Source organism: Methylobacterium sp. Leaf89, from assembly GCF_001422215.1.
GTDB lineage: Bacteria > Pseudomonadota > Alphaproteobacteria > Rhizobiales > Beijerinckiaceae > Methylobacterium.
Genome location: NZ_LMML01000029.1, coordinates 592,738 through 608,990, shown reverse-complemented (window position 1 = coordinate 608,990; position 16,253 = coordinate 592,738). Strand labels below are relative to the sequence as shown.

16 protein-coding genes are annotated in these 16,253 nt (G+C 66.8%); 5 read left to right on the top strand and 11 right to left on the bottom strand.

Annotated elements, in window-relative coordinates; translation table 11 throughout:
* Positions 1-17 precede the first annotated feature (17 nt).
* A complete protein-coding gene (locus ASF18_RS18215) occupies positions 18-776 on the top strand; it encodes a molybdopterin-binding protein (RefSeq protein ID WP_056353745.1) in 759 nt (252 codons plus the stop codon).
* A 28-nt stretch (positions 777-804) separates the two neighbouring features.
* Positions 805-975: a hypothetical protein gene (locus tag ASF18_RS23840; protein WP_200917636.1), complete on the top strand. Its 171-nt coding sequence runs from the start codon at positions 805-807 to the stop codon at positions 973-975.
* A gap of 7 nt (positions 976-982) precedes the next feature.
* Here the strand turns inward: ASF18_RS23840 and ASF18_RS18210 are convergent, their stop codons facing one another.
* On the bottom strand, positions 983-1,201 hold the full coding sequence (locus tag ASF18_RS18210) for a hypothetical protein (protein ID WP_056353742.1): 219 nt from the start codon (positions 1,199-1,201) through the stop codon (positions 983-985).
* A 131-nt stretch (positions 1,202-1,332) separates the two neighbouring features.
* On the bottom strand, positions 1,333-1,512 hold the full coding sequence (locus ASF18_RS18205; protein ID WP_056189372.1) for a hypothetical protein: 180 nt from the start codon (positions 1,510-1,512) through the stop codon (positions 1,333-1,335).
* 232 nt (positions 1,513-1,744) lie between these two features.
* Here ASF18_RS18205 and ASF18_RS18200 point away from each other — a divergent pair, with 232 nt between their 5' ends.
* A complete protein-coding gene (locus tag ASF18_RS18200) occupies positions 1,745-2,614 on the top strand; it encodes a hypothetical protein (RefSeq protein ID WP_056272825.1) in 870 nt (289 codons plus the stop codon).
* A gap of 107 nt (positions 2,615-2,721) precedes the next feature.
* On the opposite strand, the gene ASF18_RS18195 is transcribed toward ASF18_RS18200, so the two are convergent.
* From ASF18_RS18195 to ASF18_RS18155, 9 genes are all read right to left on the bottom strand, one after another.
* Positions 2,722-3,156, bottom strand: a complete 435-nt coding sequence (locus ASF18_RS18195) for a heme-binding protein (RefSeq protein ID WP_056272827.1) — start codon at positions 3,154-3,156, stop codon at positions 2,722-2,724.
* A 220-nt stretch (positions 3,157-3,376) separates the two neighbouring features.
* Positions 3,377-4,351: a CoA ester lyase gene (locus tag ASF18_RS18190; protein ID WP_056210994.1), complete on the bottom strand. Its 975-nt coding sequence runs from the start codon at positions 4,349-4,351 to the stop codon at positions 3,377-3,379.
* Positions 4,352-4,481: 130 nt separating this feature from the next.
* Positions 4,482-7,241: a phosphoenolpyruvate carboxylase gene (locus ASF18_RS18185; protein ID WP_056353739.1), complete on the bottom strand. Its 2,760-nt coding sequence runs from the start codon at positions 7,239-7,241 to the stop codon at positions 4,482-4,484.
* A 236-nt stretch (positions 7,242-7,477) separates the two neighbouring features.
* Entirely contained in the window at positions 7,478-8,371 is an 894-nt protein-coding gene (sucD, locus tag ASF18_RS18180; protein WP_056353730.1) for a succinate--CoA ligase subunit alpha, read from the bottom strand.
* A gap of 18 nt (positions 8,372-8,389) precedes the next feature.
* Positions 8,390-9,568, bottom strand: coding sequence for a malate--CoA ligase subunit beta (locus ASF18_RS18175; protein WP_056210987.1), 1,179 nt, complete (start codon positions 9,566-9,568; stop codon positions 8,390-8,392).
* Positions 9,569-9,840: 272 nt separating this feature from the next.
* Entirely contained in the window at positions 9,841-10,482 is a 642-nt protein-coding gene (gene fchA, locus ASF18_RS18170) for a methenyltetrahydrofolate cyclohydrolase (RefSeq protein ID WP_056353726.1), read from the bottom strand.
* A 5-nt stretch (positions 10,483-10,487) separates the two neighbouring features.
* Positions 10,488-11,348, bottom strand: coding sequence for an NADP-dependent methylenetetrahydromethanopterin/methylenetetrahydrofolate dehydrogenase (locus tag ASF18_RS18165; RefSeq protein WP_056353723.1), 861 nt, complete (start codon positions 11,346-11,348; stop codon positions 10,488-10,490).
* 116 nt (positions 11,349-11,464) lie between these two features.
* Positions 11,465-12,403, bottom strand: coding sequence for a D-2-hydroxyacid dehydrogenase (locus tag ASF18_RS18160; RefSeq protein WP_056353720.1), 939 nt, complete (start codon positions 12,401-12,403; stop codon positions 11,465-11,467).
* Positions 12,404-12,533: 130 nt separating this feature from the next.
* Complete coding sequence (locus tag ASF18_RS18155; protein ID WP_056210979.1) at positions 12,534-13,742, bottom strand: aminotransferase class V-fold PLP-dependent enzyme; 1,209 nt, start codon at positions 13,740-13,742, stop codon at positions 12,534-12,536.
* Positions 13,743-14,328: 586 nt separating this feature from the next.
* On the opposite strand from ASF18_RS18155, the gene ASF18_RS18150 reads away from it, so the two are divergent.
* Both ASF18_RS18150 and ASF18_RS18145 read left to right on the top strand, forming a co-directional pair.
* Complete coding sequence (locus ASF18_RS18150; protein ID WP_056353717.1) at positions 14,329-15,150, top strand: UDP-2,3-diacylglucosamine diphosphatase; 822 nt, start codon at positions 14,329-14,331, stop codon at positions 15,148-15,150.
* Positions 15,147-16,217 (top strand): glycosyltransferase family 1 protein, encoded by a 1,071-nt coding sequence (locus ASF18_RS18145; protein ID WP_056353714.1) that lies wholly within the window; start codon positions 15,147-15,149, stop codon positions 16,215-16,217. The genes ASF18_RS18150 and ASF18_RS18145 overlap by 4 nt, the downstream gene beginning before the upstream one ends.
* Positions 16,218-16,253 lie beyond the last annotated feature (36 nt).

The window sequence follows — 16,253 nt, the reverse complement described above, 5'->3', positions numbered from 1 at the left end:
CTTGCCCCGGATCCGCCGTGCCCGAACCCACAGAAAATGCCGCCGTCACCGCCGCCGTCCTGGTCATCGGTGACGAAATCCTGTCCGGGCGCACCAAGGACAAGAACATCGGTACGATCGCGGACTATTGCACCGCCATCGGCATCGACCTGAAGGAAGTGCGGATCGTTCCCGACGAGGCCGATCGCATCGTCCCTGCCATCAATGCCCTGCGCGTTTCCTACACCTACCTGTTCACCACCGGGGGCATCGGCCCGACCCACGACGACATCACCGCCGACTGCGTGGCTGCCGCCTTCGGCGTCGCGATTGACGTCGATCCGCGGGCGAAGGCGATGCTGCTGGAGCGCCACAAGCCCGAAGACCTCAACGAGGCCCGCCTTCGCATGGCACGCATCCCGGCCGGGGCCGACCTCATCGCCAACCCGATCTCCAAGGCGCCGGGCTTCCGCATCGACAACGTCATCGTCATGGCGGGTGTGCCGGGGATCATGCAGGCCATGCTCGACAATGTCGGGCCGACGCTGGTGACCGGCGCCAAGGTCCTGTCGGAAACGATCGAGGCCGGCAATCTACCCGAAGGCAATTATGCCGGCGGTCTCGCGGCCATCGCCAAGGCTCATCCCACGGTCTCGATCGGCTCCTATCCGTCGATGACGCCGAACGGTTTTGCCAATCGCATCGTGGTGCGCGGCCGGGAAGCCACGGCGCTAGACGCCGCCCGGGCCGAGGTGGACGCGCTCCTCGCGAGATTGCGCAGCGGCACGCCCGCCTGAAGAATCCCAGAACCGGCCCGCTCCCATCGTGATCGCCCTCTTCGTCTGGCTCGGCTCGATAAGCGACGATGCCGGGCGCCTCTTCCCGCCGGCCCTGATCGGAAACATCTTCAGTGACACCGCCCTGGTGGCGGTTCTGAACTTCGGTCGGGTCGCGCCGGAGGTCGAGGCGCAAAGAGCCTCCGACGGTGCGGTGTGAGCCCTCCCTAATCGTTCTGGTCGGGCCGACCCCGGACGTAGCCGTGCGAGATCAGGCGATCCCGGCGCAGGGTCCGGCGCTCGGCCTCGCACAGGTCCGTGAGGGCATCGGCCACCGCGCGACGGAGCGCGAGAACCGCATCGCCGCCGGCCTCTTCCAGGTAGGCGGCCACGATCGCCTCCGCAGGCGCGGTCCAGGCAGGCGTGGAGGTGGACCGGGGCTGCATAAGCGATCCTGATTAAGAACATATCAGGAACATTTGGCCGAAGTTCAGGAATGGTCAACAGGTCTGTCGAGCTTTTCCTCGCCCTCCCGACATCTCGGGAGCCGGCACACGCAGATGTGCCGGCGCCGACGTCAGGCTCGGACCAGGCCCTTGCCTTTCACGGCAGCCGCGAGGGCCTTCAGGTTACGGTTGAGATCAGCGATCTCATTCAGCGCGATCGTCTTGTGGCCGTCCTTGACCGCGCGCTCGATGTCACTGACCTGGTCGGTGGCGATGCGCTTCAGTTCGGCGGCGAGCTGGTCCCGTGTCATCGTCGCTCCTGTCACGGCTGGAGGGGTGCCGGACCGGGATAGCGCGACGTGCTTAACCGGCCGTTGTCGGCCCCCGCAGTGCATCGCGGCTCGCATGCCGACGGGGGCCGTACGCCGGAATTTCGTACGCCGTCTGACGCTTCCGAGGGGGGTGTGGCTTGCGGGGCATAGTCGGCTTGGACAACCGCGAGTAGCTTGACGGCAACTCTCCGACCCTGGGACAGACACCCCGATGATTGCAAAGACTTTCCTGGCTGGCCTCGCTTCGCTCGCCGCCATCGGCGCAGCAAATGCCGCCGACCTTCCGCGCCGTCAGGCGCCCCCGCCGGTCTTCGTGCCGGTGCCGGTCTTCACCTGGACCGGTTTCTACGTGGGAACGCACAGCTCCTACACCTTCAGCGACAGCCAGACCATTCGCACGGTCGGCAACAACGCCAACACCGCCACGAACGTCGCTCTCGGCCGCCGCGCTCCCAGCTTCAAGGCCGAGCAAGATGGCATCGGCAACATCGGTGGCGGCATCGGCTATAACTACCAGTTCACCCCGGGCTCCGGCTTCGTCGTCGGCGCCGAGGCCGACGTCACCTGGACCGACATCGGCAAGCGCCGCGACTATTTCGGCCCGGCCATCGCTCAAAACAACTTCATCCCGGATCCGAGCAGCTACCGGAACCGTCTGAACTATCTCGGCACCGTCCAGGGTCGCCTGGGCTACGCTTTCGATCGGTTCCTCGTGTACGGAACCGGTGGTTTCGCCTACGGCGAGGTCAAGTACCAGGCCGACTTCTTCAACACCGCCAACCAGCTCGCCTATTTCGGTCGCTACAAGGGCATGGAGACGGGCTACGTCTACGGCGGCGGAATCGAGTACGCGATCCCCACCGACAGCTTCCTGAACCGCTTCAACTTCATCGGCGGCCTCCTCGGCGCCAGCGCCATCACGCTGAAGGCCGAGTATCTCCGCTACGACCTCGGCAGCCGCAACGTTCTGGTGAACAACACCGGTCTCGGCGCTCCGGCGACCGGCTCGTACACCTCGCGCTTCAACACCGAGGGCAACCTGATCAAGGCTGGCTTCAACTACAAGTTCGGCTCAATGTAAGCTTCGATCCGGCGGCCCCGCGGGGCCGTCGCGTTCGTGGCCCGCAAGGAAAAGCCCCGCTCTCGCGAGCGGGGCTTTTCGCTGTTCGAAGGGGGGTCGCGCGCAGATCAGGTCCGCCAGGGGTGCGCGGGCAGCTCCGTCGACCCTATGCAGCTTGCGCCGGCCAGCGCCACCGCATGGTCGTTCTCGACTGTTGATCCGCTGACGCCGATGGCGCCGGACATCTCGCCGTCTTTGTCGACGATCGGGATGCCGCCCGGGAAAGTGATCAGGCCGTCGTTCGAATGCTCGATCCCGTAGAGCGGTCCGCCGGGTTGCGAGAGCTGACCGATCTGCCCGGTCATCATGCCGAAGAAGACAGAGGTCTTCGCCTTCTTCTGCGAAATGTCGATGGAGCCGACCCAGGCGCCGTCCATCCGGTAGAAGGCCTTCAGGTTTCCGCCGGAATCCACGACGGCGATGCACATCTGTGTGCCGAGCTCCACGGCCTTCGCGCGGGCGGCCTCGATGGCCTTGTGCGCGTCTTCGATGGTCACGTGCATGATGGGATCTCCCTGAATACCTGGTGAGGGTCTTATGTCATGCGCCCGTCAGTCGGCTCGCTCTTGCAGGTTTGCCGCAACGCTTGGCCATGGCGGGCGTGGATTAACGAATGACGGGCGGTCTTGGTGCCGGCCAGGCTGCGGACCGGTCACCAAACAAAAGGGCCGCCCCCAGAGGGGCGGCCGAGTTGCGGGTTTCGTCAGGCGTCGGGCCGAGCCTTCAGCTCGCCGACATCGCGTTGGCCTTCTCGATCAGCGCCTCGGCCATGCGGATGGAGGCGATGTCGATGAGGCGGCCGTCGAGGGACACGGCGCCCTTGCCGGCCTTGGCGGCATCTTCCATGGCCGCCAGGATGCGGCGAGCCTTGTCGACCTCGGCAGCGGACGGGGTGAACACCTCGTTGGCGAGGTCGATCTGCGAGGGGTGGATCGCCCACTTGCCTTCGAAGCCGAGCGCGGCGCAGCGGCGGGCGGCGGAGGTGTAGCCGTCCGGATCGGAGAAGTCGCCGAAGGGACCGTCGATCGGGCGCAGGCCATAGGCGCGGCAGGCGACCATCATGCGGGCCTGGGCGAACAGCCACGGGTCCTGCCAATGGGTCTCGCGGTTGCCGGCCTCGTCCTTGTCGGTCAGGACCGAATAGTCCTTGTTCACGCCGCCGATGACGGTGGAGCGGGCGCGGGTCGAAGCGGCGTAGTCGGCGACGCCGAAGGACATGGCCTCCAGGCGCTTCGACGAGGTGGCGATCGCCTCGACGTTGGCCATGCCGAGAGCGGTTTCGATCAGGACCTCGAAGCCGATCTTCTTCTCGCGCTTTTTGGCCTGCTCGATCTGCGTCACCATCACGTCGATGGCGTAGACGTCGGCCGGCACGCCGACTTTGGGGATCAGGATCATGTCGAGGCGCGGACACGCTTCAACGATGTCGACCACGTCGCGGTACATGTAGTGGGTGTCGAGACCGTTGATGCGGATCATCATGGTCTTGTTGCCCCAGTCGATCTCGTTGAGCGCCTGGATGATGTTCTTGCGGGCCTGCTCCTTGTCGTCGGGAGCGACTGCGTCTTCGAGATCGAGGAAGATCACGTCGGCCTTCGAGGTGGCCGACTTCTCCATGAAGGTCGGGTTGGAGCCCGGGACGGCGAGTTCCGAGCGGTGGAGGCGCGGCGTGGCCTGTTGGATCAGGGTAAAGCTCATGGGGATTCCTTCCTGTTGCGAATGATTGGGTCGTTCAGGAGACCCGACGGTCGGGCCACCATACCCGTCCGGGTGCGGCTGCGCGCAAGACCGAGGGCCGGTGGCGGTCTTCGGTCTTGGGACAAATGGATCACCCCGTCGCGCCGAAGCCGACGGCGATGCAATTGATCGAGAGCAGCAGGGCGGACTTCACCGCCTCGCGTCGATCCTCGTCCTCCTCCGAGCGGAAGCGGCGCAGGAGCTCGACCTGCTCGCGGCTGACCTGGTTGATGGTCGGCAGGCGCCCGTTGAGGCGGTCGCGGAACAGGGGGAAGCGCTCGGCGAGCTCGCGGCCGCCGCTGACCCGCAGGGCCATCTCGCGGGTCAGGGCGTACTCGGCCTCGATCATCGGGAAGATGCTGTTGCGCGCGTTCTCGTCGGGGACGAGGCTCGCGTAGTCGCGCGCGATCTCCAGATCGACCATCAGCAGCGTCTTCTCGACCTCGTCGAGGATGAGCCGGAACGGCTTCGATTCAGCGAACAGCCGCCGCAGCTGGGCCTCGCCCTGCTGACCGCGCACGTCGAGGAAGCTCTTGAGGCCCGAACCGACACCATACCAGCCCGTGATGACGTGGCGGTTCTGCGACCAGGCGAACACCCACGGGATGGCGCGCAGGTCGGAGAGCGAGCGGGCCCCGAAGCGACGGGCCGGGCGGGAGCCGATGTTGAGGAGCGCGATCTCGTCGAGGGGGCTCGCGGCGCCGAAATACGTCACCAGATCGGGGTGCTGGATCAGGTTGACGTAGGCCGCGCGCGAGGCGCCCGACAGCGCCTCCAGGCAATCGTCGAACTCGTTACGGGGGATCTTGGCGGCCTCGCGCTCCGACTTCAGGGCGTGCTCGAAGACCGAGGAGGCCAGAAGCTCCATCTGGTAGGCGGCGGTACCCCGGTTGGCATACTTGAACGAGACGACTTCGCCCTGCTCGGTGGTGCGGAAGCGTCCGTTGATCGAGCCCGGTGGCTGGGCCGCGATGGCCCGGGCGGTCGGAGCGCCGCCGCGGCTGACCGAACCGCCGCGGCCGTGGAAGAACGCGATCGGCACGCCGGAGGCCTTGCCGAGCTGGGTCAGCTTGTCCTGCGCCTTGTAGAGTTCCCAGTTCGAGGCGACGAAGCCGCCGTCCTTGTTCGAGTCCGAGTACCCGATCATCACCTCCTGGACGCCGCCCTGCCAGCGGGTCGAGCGGCGCACCACCGGGATCGAGAACAGCTCCTTCATGATCGCAGGCGCGGCGCGGAGATCGTCGATGGTCTCGAACAGCGGCACGATCGGCAGACAGCAAATTTCGGTGCCGGTGGCGTCGAGGAAGTTGCCGGCCTCCTTGGCCAGCAGGTAGGCGCCGAGGATGTCCTGCACCGAGCGGGTCATCGACAGGATGAAGGCGCCGAAGGCTTCGCGGTCGAGCTGCTCACGCATCTCGCCCACCAGCGCGAAGGTCTCCAGGGTCTCGCGGGCGTCGTCCGGCAGGTCGTCGAAGCTGCGCTCCCCGGTCCGGGGTTTGGCCAGTTCCTCGATCAGCCACTTCTTCCACTCGGGTGAATCGACGTCGGGCGGGGTGCGGTTCTGCCCATGGGACTGGATCCACAGGGCCTGCAGGGTCTTGGTGGTGCGGGTGGTGTTCTCGCGCAGGTCGAGGCGGACAGTGGAGAAGCGGAAGATCTCCACCATGCGCCGCACCGGGCGTACTAAGTCGATCGCCAGCGAGGCGCATTTCGCGTCGGCGAGCCCCTGTTCCAGGGTCCGCAGGTCGTTGATGAGGCCGTCGGCACTCGGGTAGTCGGGTCCGGTCGAGCGCTGACCCTTGTTACGCAGGATCGTCGCCTCGAGCTTGCGCAGGATGCAGGTGAGGAACTGCCGATAGGCCTCGCCCGGGTTGCGGTTGGCGATGGCGCGGCCGTCGCCGCTCTCGGCCAGCATCTGCGCCAATTCGGCCTTGAAGGTCGCCGGCACCGGCAGCGAGCGTTCGGTGAGGGAGAGCGTGCGCCCGAGGGACGTCACGCCGTCGCGGTAGCGCCGCAGGGAGGCGAGCGCGTTGCGCTGCAGGGTGGTGCGGGTGACGGACGAGGTGACGTAGGGGTTGCCGTCGCGGTCGCCGCCGATCCAGGAGCCGAACTGGAAGAACGCCGGCACCTCGAACTTCTCGTCCGGATAGTACTGCGCCAGGCTCTCCTCCAGGGAATAGAGCACCTCGGGCAGCATTTCGAACAGCGTCTCGTCGAAGAAGTGCAGGCCCCAGGCGACCTCGCGCTCGACGGTGGCCTTCTCCAGGTGAAGTTCGCCCGTCATCCAGACGAGCTCGATCTGGTCGCGCAGCTCGTTCATCAGGCCGTTGCGCTCGCGCTCGGTCCAGCGCGGCAGTTCCAGCTCGCGCAGCACGAGGTAGATGCGGCGGAACTTCTCCAGCACGGTGACGCGCTTGCCCTCGGTGGGATGCGCGGTGATTGTCGGGCGGATCCGGAGATCCTTGAGCAGCGCGTGGATTTCCGGCGCCTTGATGCCGCTCGCCGCCGCATCGGCCAGCACGGCGCTGAAGCTGCCGCTCAGCGCCTCGCGGCCCTTGGTGCGCTCGACCTGACGGCGCCGGCGCATGGCGGCGTTCTGCTCGGCGATCGAGAGGAGCTGGAACCAGATGCCCTGCACCTGCAGCGCGCGGGCCAGCAGCTCGGGCGAGAATTCCGAGATGTTGGCGCGGCCGTGCAGCACGTCCTCGAGCTCGGGCTCGTGCCGGCGGGCAACGTCCAGGAGGGCATGGAACAGGATGTCGAGCGCTTCCTTCGACGAGGTGCCCGTGATGACGGGCGGCGCGAAGGCGTGGTCGACGGCTCCGACCGGGGCGTGAAGGGTATCCGTCATCGAAGGCCACCTCGAGGGAAGTATCAGCCGATTGACCGCGACGGAGGCAGCCAATGGATTGGTCTGTTGCGCCCCGCCGGCATGGGATCGGCGCCAGCCGTCGGGTTTTCAGTCGCGTCGCCCCTCCCCACAAGCGCGATCGATCTCGGCTAGGCCGGCGATCCGCCGGGGGGGAGCGGTGAGTCGAGGTTCGAATGTCGGCGCGTGGCCGATCCGCAGGACGGATCGGCGTCGGCTCACGCCGCCAGCTTGCGCATCACCTGCGCCACCGTCGTGCCGAACTCACCGGGGCTCGGAGCGACCGTAAGACCGTAGGAGCGCATGATCTCGGCCTTCTCGGCGGCGGAATCGCCGGTCGCCGAGATGATCGCACCGGCATGGCCCATGCGGCGGCCCTTCGGGGCGGTGAGGCCGGCCACGAAGCCGATGACCGGCTTCGTCATGTTCTCCTTGATCCAGGCGGAGGCCTCGGCCTCCTGCGGACCGCCGATCTCGCCGATCATCAGGACGGCCTTGGTCTCCGGGTCCTGCTCGAACAGAGCAAGATGATCGAGGAACGACGATCCGTTGATCGGGTCGCCGCCGATGCCCACAGAGGTGGTGATGCCGATACCCTCGTCCTTCATCTGCGCGGCGGCCTCGTACCCGAGGGTGCCGGAGCGCGAGATCACGCCGACATTGCCCTTCAGGTAGATGTGACCGGGCATGATGCCGAGCATCGACTTGCCGGGCGAGATGATGCCGGCGCAGTTCGGGCCCACCACCATGGTGCGCTTGTCCTTGGGGTAGCGGCGCAGATAGCGCTTCACCCGCATCATGTCCTGGGCCGGGATGCCGTCGGTGATCGAGCAGATCAGCGCGAGGCCGGCATCGGCGCCTTCCATGATGGCGTCGGCCGCGAAGGGAGGCGCCACGAAGGTGATGGAGGTGGTGGCGCCGGTGGCTTCCACGGCCTCCCTGACGGTGTTGAACACCGGCACGCCGAGATGAGTCTTGCCGCCCTTGCCGGGGGTGACGCCGCCGACGACGTTGGAGCCGTACTCCATCATCTCCTTGGCGTGGAAAGTGCCCTTGTCGCCCGTGATGCCCTGGATGATGATCGGGGTCTTCTCGTCGATCAGAATGCTCATGACGTATCCTCCCCGTTCTTAGTTGGCGCGCTTGGTCGCGGCGCAGGCCTCGACGGCCTTGGCGGCGGCGTCGGACAGGCTGTTGGCGGTGATGAGGTCGAGGCCGCTCTCGGCCAGGATCTTCTGGCCCGCCTCGACGTTCGTGCCGGCGAGCCGCACGATCAGCGGCACGTCGATCTTCACCTCGCGCGCCGCCTGAATGACGCCCTGCGCGACCCAGTCGCAGCGGTTGATGCCAGCGAAGATGTTGACGAGGATCGCCTTCACGTTGCGATCCGACAGGACGAGGCGGAAGGCCGTGGCGACCCGGTCCGGCGAGGCGCCGCCACCGACATCGAGGAAGTTCGCGGGCTCGCCGCCGGCATGCTTGATCATGTCCATGGTGGCCATGGCGAGGCCGGCGCCGTTCACGATGCAGCCGATCTCACCCTCGAGGCCGATATACGAGAGGTTGTGCTCAGCGGCCTGGGCCTCGCGCGGGTCGCCCTGCGAGGGGTCGTGCATGTCGGCGATGTTGCGCCGGCGGAACATGGCGTTGTCGTCGAAGGACATCTTGGCGTCGAGCGCCAGGACCCGGTCGTCCTTGGTGACGACCAGGGGGTTGATCTCCAGCATGGTGCCGTCGCAATCGCGGAACGCCCGGTAGGCGTTCATGATCGTCTTCACGGCGGCCGACACCTGCTTGATGTTGAGGCCGAGCTGGAACGCGATCTCGCGGGCCTGGAACTGCTGCAGGCCGACGGCGGGTTCGACGACCACCTGGATCAACGCCTCCGGCTCATTGGCGGCGATCTCCTCGATGTCCATGCCGCCGCGCTGGGAGGCGATGACCCGGACGCGCTCGGCCTTCCGGTCGAGGACGTAGCCGAGGTAGAGTTCGCGCTCGAACGGATCCGCGGTCTCGACGTAGACGCGCTGGACCGGCTTGCCCTCGGGCCCCGTCTGGAGGGTCACGAGGCGCTTGCCGAGGAGGTCCTTGGCGGCGTCGCGCACCTCGTTGTAGGTCCGGCACAGCTTGATCCCGCCGGCCTTGCCGCGGGCGCCGGCGTGGATCTGCGCCTTCACGGCCCAGAACGATCCTCCGAGCTCGGTCGCGGCGTAGACCGCCTGGTCGGCGCTGAAGGCCACGGCTCCCTTGGGAACGGCGACACCGAAGCCGGCAAGCAGTTCCTTGGCCTGGTACTCGTGCACGTCCATCAGCGTTCTCCTCGGCGTTTCTTTCTTGGGGCGACTGTCTCGTAAATTTCACTTCACGGAAAGTGCTTCGCCATTTATATTTTTTTAAATTACCGTTCACTCTGCCTTGAGGGACGGTGAACTGTATTCAATTTGCACAAGAGCTGCCCCGATGGCGTCGGGAGCAGCTCTTGTTACCTCTGATCGTCCGGTTTGTCTTGAGCCGATGCCTCGCGGAACCGCCCGGACGTTCCCGAGGCCGATTCACCTCGGGTCCCGGGTCGGATCGCGCCTTAGTTCACCTTGGCCTTGACGACCTCATAGATGGACTCGTTCAGCGGCCCGGCCGAGCCCAGGAGGGTTTCGAGTTCGCGCAGGCGCTCGTCGGCGAAAGCGCGGTCGTCGAGGCCCTTGGCGTTGACGTAGACGTTCAGGGCCGCGCTGCGCAGGCCCGCATGCGCGGAGAGCACCGCAACACCGGCATCCGAGATCACGTTCAGGTTGCCCTTGTCGGCGACCGTCTGGGCGAGGTCGATGACCTTGCGGCAGGCGCGGCAGCAGGCGAGCGGCACGTCGGTGGCGACCTTGAGGGCGGCCTGGATCCGGTCCGCCCGCGCGGCCTTCTCCTCGTCGGTGGTCTTGGGAAGCCCGTAGGCGCCCATGACCGCGTCGAAGGCCTCGACGTCGTCGGCGATCATGCCGGTGAGTTCGGCGCGCAGGGCCTCGGACTGTCCGAGGATCTCCTTGAGCTCGCCCTCGACCTCAACGTACTTCTTCTTCCCGATGGTGAGGTTGCACACCATGCTGAGGAGGGCGGCACCCATGGCGCCCGAGATGGCGGCGGCTCCGCCGCCGCCGGGCGTGGGCGCTGAACTCGCCAGACCATCCAGGAAGGTCTGGATCGTCTCGTGCGCGGGATTCTCTTTCTCCGCCATGGCGATCAGGCCATCTTCTTGGCGAGCGCGTAGATCGCCTCGGCGTCGAGCACCTGCTCGGTGTTGTCGAAGAGCTGGCCGACGCAGGCGCGGTGCAGCTTGAGCTTCAGGCCGCCGATGCCGAGCGCGCCGAACACTTTCTTGCCGTGCCGATCCTTGCCTTTGTCCATGGCCTCGATGCCGCCGAAGCCGAGGGGCGGCTGAGCGTTGTAATCGGCCACGAACTCGATGCTGGCCTCGTCCTTCCAGGCGTCCTCGGGCAGGAGCTCGAGGCCGATGGCGCCGGCCGAGAACACGAGGTTCTGGCCCTTGACGATCTGTGCGCGCGAGGCGGCGTCGGGCGTCTCGGCGGCCTTAATGTTCACCTTGAAGCGGGTGTTGATCTGGTCGGCGGCGGCCTGGGCCTTCTCGAGCGAGCGACCGCACAGGATGACGTCGGCGCCTTCCTGCGCGAGGAGCGCGGCCGAGCGCATGCCGACCGGGCCGGTGCCCGCGAGCACGACGGCCTTCTTGCCCTGCAGCGACCCGGCCGCCTTTTGCACCAGCGCGACGCCGGCGGCGGCGGTGGTGTTGGAGCCGTTGGAATCGAGCATGATCGAGACGCGGAACGGGCCGAAGAAGCGCTTCTTCACCGCCTCGAACACGGCCTCGCCGGCCGCCATGCTGCCGCCGCCGACGAAGATCGCCGTCGACTTCTTCTCGGAGCCGCCGCGGGTGTAGATCGTGCCGTCGACCAGTGCGCCGACATTGTCCGGAGTGACGTTGCCGTAGCCGGTGATGTGATCCGCGCCGCCATCGTAACCGACGACCACGTCGAACACGCTCGGGACGGCGTCGGTGTCGAATTGGAACAGCAGCTTCTTCATGTCTTCAGGATCCCTGTCGGTTCCGCGCTCGGCACGGCTGGCGTTTGGTTTCGATTTGGTCGATCGCTTCGGCGATCACGATGCGCCCCCGCGCGAGTGGGGAGCGCGGGCCCGCGTCACACTACGTTCTGCGGCTTGCCGGCGACGAAGGCCTCAACATTGTCGACGAGCTGGTCGGCGAGAATCTGCATGGCCTCCTTGCTGGCCCAGGCCACGTGCGGCGTGACGATGAGGTTGGGCAGGTCGAGCTCGCACAGGATGTTGCCGTTCTTGGGCGGCTCGGTCATCACCACGTCGAAGCCGGCGCCGCCGATGGTGCCCGCCTTCAGGGCTTCGGCCAGAGCCTCCTCGTCGACGAGGCCGCCGCGCGCGGTGTTGATGAGGAGCGCGTGCTTCTTCATCTTCGCGAGTTGTTCGCGCCCGATCATGTTGCGGGTTTCGGGCGTCAGCGGCGCGTGCAGCGTGATGACGTCGGACTCGCGCAGGATCGTCTCGAAATCGACGAGGCCCTCCTGGGGGAACACGTCGTAGGCGATGACCGTCATGCCGAGGGCTTCCGCCCGCTTGGCGATGGACTTGCCGAGCGCGCCGTAGCCGACGATGCCCAGCGTCGAGCCGGCGATGTCGTGGATCGGGTAGTCGAAGTAGCAGAATTGGGTCGACTTCGCCCAATCGCCCCGGCGCACGGAGTTGGCGTAGGGCACGATGGCCCGGCGCAGGGCGAACATCAGGCCGATCACGTGCTCGGGCACCGTGTTGAAGGCGTAGCCGCGGATGTTGACGACGGTGATGCCCTGGGCCTTGGCGGCCTCCTTGTCGACCACGTCGGTGCCGGTGGCGGCCACCGCGATCAGCTTGAGGTCGGGGAGCTGCTTCAGGGTTTCGGCCCGCATCGGGACCTTGTTGATCAGCGCGATCTCGGCACCCTTCAGGCGCTCGACGATCCCCTCCGGCGTCCAGGTCGACTCGTACTCGACGTACTCGTGGGGAAAGTTGAACTCACGGACGTTGGCGTCCAGGGACTCGCGGTCGAGGAACACGATCTTCTTCGTCATGGAATCCTCTGGCCGATCCGGCCAAGTCTCGGATAGGGCACGTCACGGGTGGGGTCGAGGTCGTGGCCGGGATGGGCGAACCCATCCCGGCCGAACGTCTGGCTTCGAAAGATCCGGAACCCGGGGAGGCTCAGGACTTCGAGAGCGGGTTCTCGCGCAGGTAGCTCGAGGCGGCGGCGACGCCGGAGCCGGGCTGGACCTTCACGCCGTGATCGAGCATCGACATCTCGGCACCCGCGATGGCGCCCAGCAGCGACAGTTCGTTCATGTCACCGACGTGACCGATGCGGAACACCTTGCCGGCCACCTGGCTCAGACCGGCGCCGAGCGCCAGGTTGTAGCGCACGTAGGCGTGCTTGATGATCGCGGCGGCGTCGACGCCCTCCGGCACCAGGATGGCCGTGACCGTGTCGGAGTTCCACTTGGGCTCCTTGGCACAGGTCTTCAGGCCCCAGGCGGCCACGGCCTGGCGGGTCGCCTCGCCGAGGACGTGATGGCGGTGGTAGACGTTCTCGAGGCCTTCCTCGTTAAGGCAGGCCAGGGCCTCGCGCAGGCCGTAGAGCAGCGGCAGCGACGGGGTGTAGGGGAAGTAGCCGGCCGGGTTCTGCTTCTGGTGGTCGGCCCAGTCGAAGTACACGTGTGCGAGGCGGTCGTTCTGGCCCGACGAGGTGTCGGCGGCCTTGAGCGCCTTCTGGCTGACGCAGATCACGCCGAGGCCGGCGGGGAGCATCAGGCCCTTCTGCGAGCCGGCGATGGCGCAATCGACCTTCCACTCGTCCATCTTGAAGGGGAGCGAGCCGATCGAGGAGACGCCGTCGACGAACAGCAGGGCCGGGTGGCCGGCGGCGTCGATCGCCTTGCGCACGGCACCGACATCGCTGGTGACGCCGGTGGCGGTCTCGTTATGGACGACCATGACGGCCTTGATCTCGTGGTTCTTGTCGGCGCGCAGGGCCTCGCCGATCCGCTCCGGGTTCGCACCCGTGCCCCACTCCTCGTCCTGGACGATGACTTCCAGGCCGAGGCGCTGGGCCATGTCGATCCAGAGGTGGCTGAACTGGCCGAAGCGGGCGGCCAGGACCTTGTCGCCGCGCGACAGGGTGTTGGACAGGGCGGATTCCCAGATGCCGGTGCCGGAGGCCGGGAACAGGAAGATGGTGCCCTCGGTCGAACCGTAGACGGCCTTCGTGTCCTGGAAGAGCGGCTTGGTCAGCGTGGGGAAGTCCACCGAACGGTGATCCTCGGACTGCACCATCATCGCGCGCATCACGCGATCCGGGATGTTCGTCGGGCCCGGGACGAACAGGTGGTTCCGGCCGGGACGTCGCGTTGCCGCCATGATGTTTTCTCCGTTTCTCACGTTAGTGACCACACGCGCCCTGGCGTGCGGCGACAATGATGCGCCGAGGGTTGAAGCGGATCGCACGGGGCGTCCCGGGACGATCCCGAGTGCTCGTAGCGGCCGCTGGTTAGATGAATCGCGGGACGAACTCGTACGTGCGCGACCTGTGGACGGATACAGGACCCAGGTCCGCCCGCGTCGAAGGAAGCCCTTCGACGCCCGTCGCCGCGCGCGCCACCGAATACCACAAGCCTCTTCTCCATGGGCCGGGTCGCGCGACACGCGCTGACCGCTGGGCCGTTTCAGCGTCGTCGTCCCCGGGGACGGCACCCTTAGTTCGCCTCGATGGGCTCCGGTCATGCGTTCTCGAACGCCGCCCGGTTGGGCACCTTGAGCGGGACTATGCCCGGCTTCCCGCCGAAAGGAAAACCCGAAATACTTGGTCTCAAATCAAAATTTTTTTTGTGGAAGAAGAGCTTACGTCGCGGCGCCGAAGGCGGCCGGTCTGGCGAGGCCGACGTCATCAAACTGATACGGGAATCCGGTTTGGCTCCAGGGATCGGAGGCTGTCCCGGAGGCGAACGTGGGCGAAGACACCGAGACGACCCGCGTCCGGACCCTGTTCCTGTCCGACATGCATCTGGGGACCAAGGGTTGCCAAGCCGATCTGCTGCTGGAATTCCTGCGTGATTACGATGCGGACGAGATCTACCTCGTCGGCGACATCGTGGATGGCTGGCAACTCAAGTCCGGCTGGTACTGGCCGCAGAGCCACAACGACGTCGTGCAGAAGCTCATGCGCAAGGTTCGCAAGGGCTCGACGCTAGTCTACGTCCCGGGCAACCACGACGAGTTCCTGCGCGACTATATCGGCATGACCTTCGGTGGCATCGAAATCGCCGATCAGCGGGTGCATGAGGCCGCCGACGGCAAGCGCTACCTCGTCATCCACGGCGACCAATTCGACATGGTGGTCCGCCATGCCCGGTGGCTCGCGTTCCTGGGCGACGGCGCCTACACCTTCGCCCTCTTCGTGAACACCTACGTCAACACCGTGCGCCGCCGCCTCGGCCTCGCCTACTGGTCGCTCTCCGCCTGGGCCAAGCTGAAGGTCAAGAACGCCGTCAACTTCATCGGCAAGTTCGAGGAATTGCTCAGCGCCGAGGCCAAGCGCGTCGGGGCCGACGGGGTGATCTGCGGCCACATCCACCACGCGGCCAACCGGCAGATCAACGGTCTCACCTACCTGAACACCGGCGACTGGGTGGAATCCTGCACCGCCATCGTCGAGCACTACGACGGCACCATGGAGGTGTTGCACTATCCGAGCCTGCTGAGGGCTCGCGCCGGGCGGACCGATCTCGTCGGCCGCACGCGGCCCGACGGAGCCCGGGCGGTCGCGTGAGGCTCCTCATCGCGACGGATGCCTGGCATCCGCAAGTCAACGGCGTGGTCCGCTCCCTGGAGAACATGGCCGCGGCGGGGGCTACCTACGGCTTCGACCCGGTGTTCCTGACCCACCAGGACTTCGCCTCCCTGCCCCTGCCGGGCTATTCCGAGATTCGGGTCGCCTGCGCCACCAAGCGGCACGTGGCGCGCCTCTGGGACGATCTGCAGCCCACCCACGTCCACATCTCCACGGAAGGGACCGTGGGCTATGCCACGCGGCGATACTGCCTCGCCCATGGCCGTCCGTTCACCACGAGCTATCACACCCGCTTCCCGGAATACCTCTCCGCCCGGGCCCCCGTGCCCGAAACCTGGAGCTATGCCTGGCTGCGCCGGTTCCATGGCGCGGCCAACGGCACCATGGTCTCGACCCCCTCCCTGGAGCGCGACCTCCACGCGCGCGGCTTCACCAACCTGATGCGCTGGACGCGCGGCGTCGACACCGAGTTGTTCCGGCCTCGCCCGCCGGATGCGCCGGACCTTGCCGGGCTGCCGCGGCCGATCTTCCTCTCGGTGGGACGGCTCGCGGTGGAGAAGAACCTCGAGGCGTTCCTGCGCCTCGATCTGCCTGGAACGAAGGTCGTCGTCGGCGACGGCCCGGATCGGGCGCGCCTCGCGGGGATTGCGCCGGCGGCCCGCTTTCTCGGCATCCGCACCGGCGCCGCCCTCGCCGCCCTCTACGCCGCTGCCGACGTCTTCGTGTTTCCGAGCCTGACCGACACCTTCGGAATCGTGCTTCTCGAAGCCCTCGCCTGTGGCGTCCCAGTGGCCGCCTATCCCGTCACCGGGCCCCTCGACGTCATCGGCCGGACCGGTGCCGGCGTCCTCGATCACGACTTGCGTGCGGCCGCCCTGGCCGCCTTGGCAATTCCGCGGGAGAGTTGCCGCAACGAAGCCCTGCGGTACACCTGGGCCGAGAGCGCGCGGCAGTTCTACGACAACATCGCTCAAGCCCATGGCAGCACGTCCGTCCGGGTACGGGCCGCGGGCACGCCATCGCGGGGCATCGTCGAACTCGGCTGACGCGTGGACCCGACTGACCGCGCACGCTAGGGGAAG